Annotated in this window: 13 protein-coding genes; 9 read left to right on the plus strand and 4 right to left on the minus strand. The window is 60.2% G+C overall.

Going from position 1 to position 11,920, the window contains the following annotated elements; all coding sequences use genetic code 11:
- The first annotated feature begins 62 nt into the window (after positions 1-62).
- The 9 genes from C8029_RS14355 (at position 63) to C8029_RS14395 (ending at position 7,486) form a co-directional block, all read left to right on the plus strand.
- Positions 63-644: a TetR/AcrR family transcriptional regulator gene (locus C8029_RS14355; RefSeq protein ID WP_152003135.1), complete on the plus strand. Its 582-nt coding sequence runs from the start codon at positions 63-65 to the stop codon at positions 642-644.
- A 305-nt stretch (positions 645-949) separates the two neighbouring features.
- Complete coding sequence (locus tag C8029_RS14360) at positions 950-1,936, plus strand: thiamine pyrophosphate-dependent dehydrogenase E1 component subunit alpha (protein ID WP_152003136.1); 987 nt, start codon at positions 950-952, stop codon at positions 1,934-1,936.
- A gap of 22 nt (positions 1,937-1,958) precedes the next feature.
- The gene (locus tag C8029_RS14365; RefSeq protein ID WP_009573682.1) at positions 1,959-2,984 is read left to right on the plus strand and encodes an alpha-ketoacid dehydrogenase subunit beta; all 1,026 of its coding nucleotides are present in this window, start codon (positions 1,959-1,961) and stop codon (positions 2,982-2,984) included.
- Positions 2,985-3,057: 73 nt separating this feature from the next.
- The gene (locus C8029_RS14370; RefSeq protein WP_009573683.1) at positions 3,058-3,291 is read left to right on the plus strand and encodes a biotin/lipoyl-containing protein; all 234 of its coding nucleotides are present in this window, start codon (positions 3,058-3,060) and stop codon (positions 3,289-3,291) included.
- The gene (locus C8029_RS14375; protein WP_193217658.1) at positions 3,288-3,977 is read left to right on the plus strand and encodes a 2-oxo acid dehydrogenase subunit E2; all 690 of its coding nucleotides are present in this window, start codon (positions 3,288-3,290) and stop codon (positions 3,975-3,977) included. Before C8029_RS14370 ends, C8029_RS14375 begins: the two co-directional genes overlap by 4 nt.
- A complete protein-coding gene (locus C8029_RS14380; protein WP_009573685.1) occupies positions 3,974-4,672 on the plus strand; it encodes a lipoyl protein ligase domain-containing protein in 699 nt (232 codons plus the stop codon). Before C8029_RS14375 ends, C8029_RS14380 begins: the two co-directional genes overlap by 4 nt.
- Before the next feature lie 31 nt (positions 4,673-4,703).
- On the plus strand, positions 4,704-5,204 hold the full coding sequence (locus C8029_RS14385) for a GlcG/HbpS family heme-binding protein (RefSeq protein WP_009573686.1): 501 nt from the start codon (positions 4,704-4,706) through the stop codon (positions 5,202-5,204).
- Positions 5,205-5,302: 98 nt separating this feature from the next.
- Complete coding sequence (locus C8029_RS14390) at positions 5,303-5,896, plus strand: hypothetical protein (RefSeq protein WP_009573687.1); 594 nt, start codon at positions 5,303-5,305, stop codon at positions 5,894-5,896.
- Positions 5,897-5,908: 12 nt separating this feature from the next.
- A complete protein-coding gene (locus tag C8029_RS14395) occupies positions 5,909-7,486 on the plus strand; it encodes a GMC family oxidoreductase (RefSeq protein WP_009573688.1) in 1,578 nt (525 codons plus the stop codon).
- 45 nt (positions 7,487-7,531) lie between these two features.
- On the opposite strand, the gene C8029_RS14400 is transcribed toward C8029_RS14395, so the two are convergent.
- From C8029_RS14400 to C8029_RS14415, 4 genes are all read right to left on the minus strand, one after another.
- On the minus strand, positions 7,532-9,268 hold the full coding sequence (locus C8029_RS14400) for a sigma-54-dependent Fis family transcriptional regulator (RefSeq protein WP_081583756.1): 1,737 nt from the start codon (positions 9,266-9,268) through the stop codon (positions 7,532-7,534).
- A gap of 47 nt (positions 9,269-9,315) precedes the next feature.
- Entirely contained in the window at positions 9,316-10,290 is a 975-nt protein-coding gene (gene lipA, locus C8029_RS14405; protein ID WP_040402935.1) for a lipoyl synthase, read from the minus strand.
- Positions 10,287-10,628, minus strand: a complete 342-nt coding sequence (locus C8029_RS14410) for a carboxymuconolactone decarboxylase family protein (RefSeq protein ID WP_009573691.1) — start codon at positions 10,626-10,628, stop codon at positions 10,287-10,289. Before C8029_RS14410 ends, lipA begins: the two co-directional genes overlap by 4 nt.
- A 490-nt stretch (positions 10,629-11,118) precedes the next feature.
- On the minus strand, positions 11,119-11,382 hold the full coding sequence (locus tag C8029_RS14415; protein ID WP_009573692.1) for a Fic family protein: 264 nt from the start codon (positions 11,380-11,382) through the stop codon (positions 11,119-11,121).
- Positions 11,383-11,920 lie beyond the last annotated feature (538 nt).

An 11,920-nucleotide genomic window follows, 5' to 3' on the forward strand; every position in this document is an offset into this window, starting at 1 on the left:
AATGTTGTCATTGACTACATAGGCAATTATGTAGTCAATGACAACATTGCGAGCGAAGAAAAGTGACCCAACCCTATCATCACGGAAATCTGCGTCAGGCTCTGCTGGAGCGCGCGACCGAAATTCTCAGCGAAAAGGGGGTGGAAGGATTGAGCCTACGTGGTTTGGCACGGGACCTCGGTGTCAGTCACGCAGCGCCGCTGCGGCACTTCTCGACCAAGGCCGAATTGCTAAACGCAATTGCGCTCGAAGGTGTGTGCAGTCTTATCGCTGCGACGAAGAAAGCTGATGCTCAACCTCCCGGGCCTGCGCGCCTGCGCGCCATCATGCTGGCCTATGTCAATTGGGCGATCGCGAACACTGAGTTGCATCATGTACTCAGAAACCCGGATGTGATGCGCCATGCCTCCGACGATCTCACAACTCTGCTTGCAAGTTTTGCCGAGAGGCAAAAGGCGGAGATTAGGGCGGCACAAGACGTGGGATGGCGAGCCGATGAGGACCCGGACGTCTTGTTCCTACACCTCGTGTCGTTGACGGCAGGCACAGCAATTGTCTCTACCGAAGAGGTCTACCGGCAGCGCGTGCCCTTGCCGAAAAGACAGTCGAACATCGAAGACTCGATTGATCTGTTCGTTGGATAGCTGTTGGCAATTTCGATGGCCGTCATGGTCGTGACGAGGTGGGTCAACGTATTCAACCCGTGATGGTAATGGCACGGCGTATTTTACCAGTTTTCCAATAGTCCAACAGTCTTCTCACAAGCCGTCGCACCTGGGGGTCTCCCCTATACCTTTGTGACGGGCAAAGCGGGTGCGGGATGTATCGCCCGGTGTCTCAAGTCAGGTCAAATGAGACAATTTCTTAATCCTTGCATCAGAGCGCGCGAAGTCCCTTCGCTCGAATCCTGATCCTTTCCTAACGTGACTGGAAATCATGGGAGGAAATCATGACACCACCGAAAGACACATTGGCCTGGATGTATGAAAAGATGGTCGCCAGCCGTCATTTCGAGGAGGAAATCGAAAAGATCTACATGGAGGGCAAGACGCCAGTCTTTAACATGGCGAACGGGCCGATCCCCGGCGAGATGCACCTGTCGAACGGGCAGGAGCCGGTTGCCGTGGGCGTCTGCGCGCATTTGAACCCCGAGGATGTCGTCACGGCGACGCACCGCCCCCACCACCAGGCCATCGCCAAGGGCGTTAACCTGAAAAAGATGGCGGCAGAAATCTTCGGCAAGGCCACGGGTCTCTCAGGCGGGCGCGGCGGTCATATGCACATCTTCGACGCCGATGTGAACTTTGCCTGCTCCGGGATTATCGCGCAGGGCATGGGTCCGGCAGCGGGCGCGGCCTTGTCCCGCAAGTTGCAAGGCAAGCCCGGCGTGGCGATCTCATTTATTGGCGAAGGCGCGGCGAACCAGGGTGCGTTCCACGAGACGCTGAACCTGGCCGCGGTTTGGAAATTGCCCATGGTCATTGTGATCGAGGACAACGCCTGGGGCATTTCCGTGGCCAAGGAAACCTCGACCGCAATCCAATGTAATGCCGACCGTGCGGCCGCTTATGGCATTCCCGGTCACTACATTCCCGGCAACGATCCGCTGAAGATCTATGAGGTCGCGGGCGAAGCCATCGAGCGCGCACGCAACGGCGAAGGCCCGACCCTGATCGAGATCGAGACCTATCGCCTCGCGGGTCACTTCATGGGCGATGCCGAGGGCTATCGCCCCGAGGGCGAGAAAGACGCGCTGTTTGCAAAGGATCCGATCCCCAACCTGCGCCAGCTGTTGGTGGCGGAGCACGGCTTTGCCGATGCCGAGCTGGACGCGATTGAGGCCAAGGCTCGCGGTGAGGTGGATGAGGCCATCGCCTTTGCCCGCCAAAGCCCGGACCCCAAGCCCGAAGATGCATTGACAGCCGTGTTCGCCTGAGCGCGCAAGGGAGGAAAAACAAATGGAAAATGAACGCAAACTGACAATCGCGCGCGCCATGGCCGAGGCCACCGCGCAGGAAATGCGCATCGACCCGCGGGTCTTTGTGATGGGCGAAGACATTGCCGATCTGGGCGGCGTCTTCGGCAACACCCGCGGCCTGGCCGAGGAATTTGGCAAGGAACGGGTGCGCGACACACCGATCTCGGAAACCGGCTTTATCGGGGCCGCCGTCGGCGCGGCCCAAGACGGGATGCGGCCAGTGGTGGAGCTGATGTTCGTCGATTTCTTCGGCGTCTGTTTCGATGCAATCTATAACCTGATGGCCAAGAACACCTATTTTTCGGGTGGCAAGTTCAACGTGCCGATGGTGCTGATGACGTCGACCGGCGGCGGCTATTCTGACGCGGGGCAGCATTCGCAATGCCTCTATGGCAGCTTTGCTCACCTGCCGGGGATGAAGGTCGTCAGCCCGTCGAACGCCTATGACGCCAAGGGTCTGATGACGGCAGCGATCCGCGATCCGAACCCGGTGATTTATATGTATCACAAGGGCCTGCAGGGCATGGGGTGGCTCGGCACCGAGAAAGGGGCCATCGTGCATGTGCCCGAAGAGGCCTATGAGGTCGAGATTGGAAAGGCCAAGATCGCCCGCGAAGGTCGCGACGTGACCATCGTGTCCATCGCACAGGGCGTGCATCACGGGCTGAAGGCGGCGAAGGTTCTGGCAGAGCAGGGCATCAGCGCCGAGGTTGTCGATTTGCGCTCTCTGGTGCCATTGGATCGCGACACGATCCGTGCCAGCGTCGCGAAGACCGGGCGGTTGATCGTGGTCGACGAGGATTACCACAGCTTCGGCGTCTCGGGCGAAATCATCGCCACGGTGACCGAAAGCAATCTGGCCGACCTCAAGGCCCCGCCGCGTCGGATCGCCTATCCGGATGTCCCGATCCCCTTTGCCCGCGTGATGGAGCAGCATTGCCTTCCGAACGCGGATAAAATCGTCGCCACCGCGCGCGCGCTGTGTCAGGCCCCGATCCTGGCCTGATTTGCACTGAAACCCACGACTATAACGCGCCGCTCCGGATAGAACCGGAGTGGCCTAGGAAGGACTTTGTCACATGGCTACGGAAATCATCATCCCCTCTGACCTCTGGGAAGGCGACGAGGAAAGCGTCATCACCGCCTGGCTGGCCGACGACGGCGCGCAGGTCAAGGAAGGCGCGCTGATCGCCGAGATCATGACCGCGAAGGTACAGCACGAAATCAGCGCTCCCGCATCCGGTACCCTGTCGATTGCCAAGGAACAGGACGCCATTGTCGCCAAGGGTTACGTGATCGGGACGATCGAATGATGGACGTGGCAGACACCGATGACCGCGTGGTTCCGTTGCGCGGGGCGCGTGCGATGATCGCAGACAAAATGCTGTCGTCCCTTCAAGGGGCGGCACAACTGACCCACCACGCCCGCGCCGACATGGGCGCGATGCTGGCTGCAAAGGCGCGGTTCAAGGCGGAGGGCATTGCCCTGTCCGTCGAGGACTTGTTGATGGGGGCCGTGGTGCAGACCTTGGGCCGTCACCCCGATATCAACGGGACGCTCAAGGATCGCTCGATCACCTTGTCGACATCGGTGGATCTGGGCGTGGCGATTGCCCTGCCCGGAAACCTGCTGGCCGCGCCTGCGATTTTTGGGGCGGATAAGATGACCCTGCCCGAATTGCGCGCTGCGCGGCGCGACCTTTCTGAGCGGGCAAAGACCAACAAGCTGACGGTTGCTGAAATGACTGGCGGCACGTTTACCGTCTCCAACCTTGGTCTGTCGCGCGTGGAGCAGTTCACACCGATCCTGAACACACCACAGATCGGAATTCTCGGGATCGGACGCGTGGTGGAAACCGCGGTGCGTGACGGCGACGGGATCGCGTGGCGGTCTTTGACCGGGCTGTCCCTGACCTTTGATCACCGCGCGATTGATGGCGCGCCTGCAGCCGATTTTCTGACAGACCTCTGTCAGACGATCGAGAGCTTTGCGCCGTGATCGTCGCGGGCTTCAATACCGCGTGCGACGGTATCGCCCGTGAAATGGCGCTGTTGCAGCTAGAGCAACCCGCGGCCTTGCTGTGGTCCAGCGCGACGCCCACGCTTGTCCTGCCCGCCGCTTTGATGCGGAGCCCGCATGTTCAGGAGGCCGCCGCGCAGGCCGAGCGGGCGGGCTTTCCGGTCGTGACCCGGCGCAGTGGGGGCGGCATTGTCCCTCAGGGGCCGGGGACGTTGAATCTGGCGTTGGTACTTCCGGCACCGCCGGGTTTCCAACTCGAAGACGGGTATCGGCTCATTTGCAATTCTCTGGCAGAGGCCCTGACGCGGTTCGACATTCGGTCAACGACGGGTGAATGCGCACGTTCGTTTTGTGACGGCACTTGGAACGTGCTTGTGGAGGGCAGGAAGCTCGCTGGAACGGCGCAGCGCTGGCGGAGCTCCGGCTCCGGCCCGATTGTTCTGGCGCATGCCGCCATACTCGTAACCCGGCCTGACGCGGCGCATTGGTCGGTGATGGACCAGCTACACCGCGCCGCCTTTCCCGGCAGCGCAAAACTGTGTTGTGAGGCTCACGTCGCGCTCACCGATCTGATGGGCGAGGGAACCAATCCTGAAAGTTTCTCCGGCGCACTGGCACGGGCGGCGGAAGACCGCCTGTCCAGTCTGATTTCACGGGAAGTCAAAGCGGCCTGAGTGCCGCAAATCAACAAAGGGGAGGACCGGAATGAGTATCAAATTAAACATCGCGGCAATCTTGGGGGCGACGCTGATTTCTGCCAATAGCGCAGTAGCGCTGGAGACAGTCCCCGTGCTCGACATGGACACGGCCCTGAAAATCGCAGGCGGCTGTCAAGAGTTCGCAGAGGCGGAAGGATGGCGGATGAACATCGCGATCGTTGACCGTGGCGCCAATCTCATCGTCTTTCACCGTATGGACGATGCCTTTCTCGGGAGTGGGGATATCGCAATCGGCAAGGCCAAAACGTCTGCAAATTTTCCGTTCTCGACCCGCTTTGTCGGGGAGCTTGCCTATGGGGTCGATGGCGCGGCCCCCGGCGTAGAGGGGCTGGACGAGGTAGACGGTGTCATTGCCTTTGCCGGTGGTCTGCCGATCAGGGCAGGTGAGTTTCACATCGGTGGCATCGGCGTCAGTGGTGATAGCGCCGACAACGACGAGGCCTGTGCCAAGGCCGGTGTGGAAGCCGCTTTCGAGGAGATGGAGTAGGCGCGCCTGCGACCAACTTGAAAGGCGGTATCATCACCGGGCTGTCGGTCCGTTCGGTTGTGTGGTGGAAAGCTGCCGCAACAAAAAGGGAGGACAACATGACCATTCAATTCCACCGGCTGCGGCCGGAAAAAGAGACCCAAGCCGGTATGAGCCGGCGGATGTTTCTGATGACAACAACGATGGCCGGGATCACCACCAGTTCCATGCTGGGCAACGCGTCTTTTGCCGCGTCCGGCGTGTTGGACGACGCCCAAAAAGCCCGTCTTTTGCGTATGATTCAGGACATCTACCCGCATCCCGATGTCTTGCAGCTGTCGCATTACGAAGCGATTGCCGCAACCGTTCTGAAAAGCGCGGAAATGGACGCGGAGAACGCCAAGGGGTTGACCGACGGGTTGGCCAAAATCGAGGCGCAGTCGCAAGCGCTTTTCGGGACCGGCTACACCGACATCGATGATCCTGACGCCCGCGAGGGCCTGCTGCGTCATTTCCAAAACGAGGGCTTTTTCCAGTCTGTGCGGTGGACGGCCTATTTCGGCATCTACGACAACAAAGAGGTCTGGCCCCTGTTTGGATACGAGGGCTCCTCGGTGGAATACGGCGGCTATATCGACCGCGGATTTTCGGACATCACGTTCGTGCCCGAGGGGCCGACCTTGGACGAGCGCCTTGCGCAGGTTCAGGACTAAGGGAGAGGTATCATGGCACAATTTGATCTTAACGACGATTCTGTCGTCGTCATCATCGGCTCGGGCGCGGGGGGCGGCACCCTGGCCAACGAGCTGGCCCAGAAGGGTATCAAGTCGGTTGTCCTTGAAGCGGGGAAACGTTTCGACATGGGCGACATCGAAAACGACGAATGGGCGATGTTCAACAAAATCTCTTGGCTGGACAAACGCTATTCGGGCGGTGGCTGGCATGGGGCTGTAAACCACCCCAACCTCCCGGCCTGGATCGTGAAGGGCTTTGGCGGTTCGACCGTCCACTGGGCGGGCGTCGCGCTGCGGTTCAAGGAGTACGAGTTCAAGACACGTACGCATTACGGCGCCATCGACGGTGCCAATGTCGAGGACTGGCCGGTCTCACTGGAGGAGATGACCCCCTGGTATGAGAAAGCCGAACTCAAAATGGGCGTGACCGGTAAGACCACGGGGATGCCACACTTGCCTTGGAACAACGGCTTTCGGGTGCTGGCCGAGGGATGCCGCCGCACCGGGCGCACAGATTACAATTCGGGGCCGATGGCCATCAACTCGGTCGAGCGGGACGGGCGACCAGCCTGTCATCAGATCGGGTTTTGTATGCAGGGCTGTGCGATTGGGGCGAAATGGTCGACCATGTACACAGAACTGCCGCGCGCCGAGGACACCGGCCTGTGCGAAATCCGGACCGATGCGATGGTCCTGAAGATCGAGCATAACGCGGAAGGGAAGGCCAGCGGCGTTCTTTATGCCGATGCGGACGGCAACCTACACCTGCAAAAAGCGCGGGTGGTCTGCGTCGCCGGCAACTCGATCGAAAGCCCGCGGCTTTTGCTCAATTCGGCGTCGTCGATGTTCCCCGATGGGCTGGCCAACAGCTCGGGTCAGGTGGGCAAGAACTACATGAACCACACCACTGGGGGTGTTTACGCGGTGCTGCCGGAGAAAGTGCACATGTTCCGTGGCACCTCGGTCGCGGGGATCGTGGGGGATGAGGTCTATCACGATGCTGCGCGCGGATTCAGCGGCGGCTACTATCTGGAATTCCTGTCTCTGGGCCTGCCGTTTATGGCGGCGTTCCTTGAGCCGGGGAATACGGGGTGGGGACGCAGTGTCACCCAAGCGCTGGAAGCCTACGACCGGATGTCAGGTGTCTGGGTTCTGGGCGAGGATCTGGCGCAGGAACGCAACGGCATCACCTTGCATGACAGCGAGGTCGATCAGCACGGGCTTCCGGTTCCGATCGTGTCCAAGACACCGCATAACAACGACTACGAGATGACTGAGCACATGTACGAAACCTCGGCTCAGATCTACGAAGCCGTGGGCGCGACGGATGTCTACGAGCTGCCTGCCTATCCGGCCACTCACAACATGGGGACCAACCGGATGCATGCGGACCCCGATAAAGGCGTGGTCAATGCCTATGGTCAGGCGCATGACATTTCCAACCTGTTTGTGTCAGACGGCAGTCAATTCACCTCGTCTGCGGCGTGTAACCCGACCCTGACCATCGTGGCGCTGGCCATTCGACAGGCGGAATACATCGCGCAGGAGATGAGCGCCCGCAACATCTGAGGCGGGCACTTGCCGGGAGCGGCCAGGTCTTGGACCTGGTCGTTTTCATTCGGGGCGTTGCAATCCTTCGGAAGCGATCCAACGATTGATCGTCGCGCGGCTGACGCCGAGCAGTCGGGCGGCCTTGGTGACGTTCCAGTCGGCGCTGTTCAGGGCGTCACGCAGCGCATGCCGAGCCAGGTCCCGTTTTGATGTGGCCGGGCGGTTCCGGATTCTGTCCGGCAGATCGGTCACGTTGATCATCGTGCCATTGCCGCAGATCAGCGCCTCGCGCAGGACAGCGCGCATCTCGCGCTGATTGCCGGGCCAATCATAGTCGCAGAGCAAGGTCATCGCCTGATCGGAGACCTGGGGCGGGTTGGCACGGTCCTGCGCCAGATGAGTCTGGATGATATCGGCAACCTCGCGCTGTCGCAGGGGGGGCAGGTCCAGCACGGACTGGCCGACAAGATATAGCAGGTCAGGTTGTAAGCGATCGTTCTCCTGCAACTGTTCCCAAGGTTGGTCCGAGGTGAACAGCACCAGCGCCCGGTCTTCGTTGTAGCGGTCGCCGTTGGCACGATCATCATCCTCCAGAAACTGTTTCAGCCGGGTTTGCGTCGGGTCGTCCAACTGTTCGATATTTTGCAGAACCAGCGTGGGCGACACCCGGTCAACCGGGTAATCCCCCAGAAAACGCATCGCCTCCAACGCTTCGGCCACGGCCTCGGCGGCGTTGGGGCTACTGGCGTCCACTGTTACGCCGGTGGGGCTGATCAAACCAAGATCGGCAATGATCGCCTTGGCGAAGTCGCGGCTGTCCCCGCCTGTCTCGCCACAGATCAAGAGCGGCACGCGATAGGCGGCCAACTTGCGGGCGCGTTCGATCAGCTTGGGCAGTGTGGCCCCCTGATAGGTGAAACCCGCAAGAGGACCGGTTTTGTTCAACCGCGCCGGGACATGCGGTGCAGCGGCATTGACGAAATAGCGACGCGGCGGCACGCGGGCCGGGCCCCGCAGGCTGATCTCGAGGTTGTGCAGGTCCGACAGGTGCCGCCCGACAAGGTTCTGATGCGGGGCCGGGCGCGCGTCATCGCGCCATAACGGCAGGCTGAAGACCACCGCCCCCCGGTCGTCACAGGCCACCAGCGTTTCGAAACACCGCCGTGTTTCGGGGTCGCGCGACATAAGCCGGGCGGTCATTTTGTCCGAATGGAAATTGCGGAACAGGCGAGTCTGGAACTGGCGGGTGGCTCGGTGCAGCGTTTGTTCACACAGGCCGATTTCATCCGGTCGACGACCGACCGCTCCGACCAGCGTCACCGACCCGATCAAATTGTTCTGGGCATCGGTCAGCGGCGCCGAGCTACAGGCAAAACGCGAGAAGCACCGATAGAAATGATCCTCGCCCGAAACAGTCAGGACGCGACCCGCCGTCAAGGCAACGCTGATCCCGTTGGTGCCAGCCAGTTTCTCGTTCCAGATGCCTCCGGCAGTCAGACCACTGCGCTGAAAATCGGCCTCGACGCCGTCGGGGGCGTAGCTTTCGAGCACAACGCCTTCGGCATCGGTGACCAACAGGCAATACCGGCTTTTGACGGGCAGCAGCGTGCTGCGGTCCAGTTCGGACGCGGCGCCACCGATCAGGTCCTGAAACTGTTCGCGGCGTTGAGCGATCTCTGCGCCCTGCAGGCGCAGGATCGGCGCACGTGTTCCCACCGATAGCCGGTGTTGCTGTGTCGAGCGCGCCTTGGACAGATCGACCAAGTCGCGCAGCGCCTCTTTATGATCTGAGGCCATCATGATTTTCCTCCCATTGCCAGGTCGCAGGGTCCGGCAATCCCTCCTGATTATTGCGTGAAAACCCCCTTTTGTCCAAGTCCCGCCTTGGTCTCGGATCGCAGCGCCTGAAGTTTCTGGAAATCGGCATCGGCGTGATAGCTGGATCGGGTCAGGGGCGAGGCCGCAACCATCAGAAATCCTTTGCCCAATGCGGCGGTCTTCAGGGCGGCAAAGTCTTCCGGTGTGACGTATTGTGCGACGGGATGATGTTTCGGCGTCGGTTGCAGATATTGTCCGATGGTCAGGAAATCGACGCCCGCCGCCCGCAGGTCGTCCATCACCTGATGCACGGACTGGCGATCCTCGCCCAACCCGACCATCAGCCCCGATTTGGTAAAGATCGAGGGGTCGCGCTGCCGGACCCGGTCCAACAGGCGCAGCGAGTGATAATAGCGCGCACCGGGCCGAACTTGTGGATAAAGCCCCGGCACGGTTTCAAGGTTGTGGTTGAAGACATCGGGCCGCGCATCGACCACCGCATCCACCACGGCGGGATCGCATTTCAGGAAATCCGGCGTCAGAATCTCGATGGTGGTGTCGGGGTTGAACTGGCGGATGGCACGGATCGTGTGCACGAAATGCGCCGCGCCGCCGTCCCCAAGATCGTCGCGGTCGACCGAGGTGATCACCACGTGCCGCAGCCCTAGGCTGGCCACCGCCTTGGCCACCCGTCCGGGTTCGAACGGATCCAGAGCCTCGGGTCGGCCGGTGGCCACATTGCAAAAGGTGCAGCCGCGTGTGCAGGTGTCGCCCATGATCATCATGGTCGCGTGACCCTGTTCCCAGCATTCGCCCAGATTGGGGCAACTGGCCTCTTCGCACACGGTGGTCACCTTCGCGTCACGAACGAGAGTCTTTGTTCGGGAATACCCCGAGCCCGAAGGGGCCCTGACGCGAATCCAGTCCGGTTTGGCCGGACCCGGCACGGATTTCCGGTGCGCCTTTTCAGGGTGTCGCAGGGTCGGGACCTGTTGTGTTGTCATTCTGCAAACGCGTCTAGGGCTTCCAGTGCCCGACCCCCATATACGACCGAAGGGCCGCCACCCATCTCGATTGCGACCGAGATCGCCTCGATCACCTCGGCGCGCGTTGCGCTGTGTTTCAGCGCGGCCCGCAGGTGGAACACGATACAATCCTCGCACCGAATCGCGATGGAAATCGAGAGCGCCATCAGCTCTTTGACTTTGCCCGACAATGCCCCATCGCCAGACACGGCACTTACCAATTGGCTGTAGGGCTTCATGGGTGCAGGGGCTGCCTTGAACAGGGCGCCCACGCGTTTGTCGATCTCTGCGCCCTCTGCGCGGTAGTTTTTGCTCATCATTTTCCTCCCATCAGGCCCGTTTGACAGGGATGCGTTTCCCAAAAGCGGTGCAGGTGTCTTGGACCTTTGGCGGCACTATGATTGTTGCGCCCGCCTCAAGGTATCGGAGATCGAACTTTCACACCTGCGAAGCCGATAACTGTCTCATTCGGCCAAAAGTGAGACAGCGCCTGTGTCACGAAAACAATTTAGGATTGTTTGTTTGACAGGCGGCTCCTTGCTGGTGTTGACGTGCCTCCACGTTAGGGGAGTTCCGCCGGGTGAACCGCGGATGGCGAAGCTTCAACGCCAGTTTCACGACCTTGCGCCGCACCTCGTTAGGGATGCGGGTCCAGACATATTTCGGCTTTGGGGATTGGTCCTGCAATCCGAGCTCGCCACGATGCAGATACCTATCTTACCAGGACGGTCGCAGGCCAATTGACGACTTCAATGAGTGTTTTCGACTGAGTAAGTCGCCCGCTGTGGTCGGTTTTATCACTGTCTATCATTGTGTAGCCCTCGTCTCGGCCAGAAGGGAGTCAAACGGACGAATGCCTCCCGTCACACTCGCTGTCTCCAACACGGCCATATATGCTTTGCGCTGTTCAAACCTGACTCCCGTCCACGGTTGGCCTGCAGCGATCATCATGACGTTCATCAAGAAGCGCGCTATGCGACCATTCCCGTCTATGAACGGATGGATAAATACAAAGATGAAATGTCCGAGGACGACCCGAACAGCCGTCGTATGGTCGAGGCAACGCGTCATCTCGGTCGTTCCGGATACGGTCACTGGGGCGGGCGTTTGCCCTCAATGTCCGCGTCGAAAACGAGAGGCAGGCGTTTGGTTCGTGTCGAATCTTGCCTTCCAACACGGACGGATTCGGTGGCGCTCATGGTGGACATTCCTGTTCTGACGTCTTTGCTGTCACAGCAGGTGTTATTCCTCAGTTTGCCGGACAGGCCGTTCTTCTACCTTACCAGCGGCTACAAACTACGTTTGATGAGCACTGCTACATTGGCCCGAGTTGGCAGAAGGCCGGTGATCAGCGCTATGCACAAATCGCAAGCTATCGGGGTGCAGCATCTGTTCCGTTCGAAATTCGGATGAACTGAGCCGGGTGTCGAAGCTTCGACGGTCTCCTAGATGCTGCCCTGTCTGATGACACCCATTGCTTTGCCACTGTCGCGGATTTTTTGGCGTCGGGCATAAGGGGATTGGCCGTTGTCAGGTATAAATATCAAAAAGTCAGACGCAAAACGCACGCAGATCAAAAGCTGGCGATCAGATATCTGGCGATCAGATA

Origin of the sequence: Roseobacter sp. TSBP12 (assembly GCF_009129705.1) — a bacterium.
In the GTDB taxonomy this organism is placed as follows: Bacteria; Pseudomonadota; Alphaproteobacteria; order Rhodobacterales; family Rhodobacteraceae; genus Celeribacter; species Celeribacter baekdonensis_A.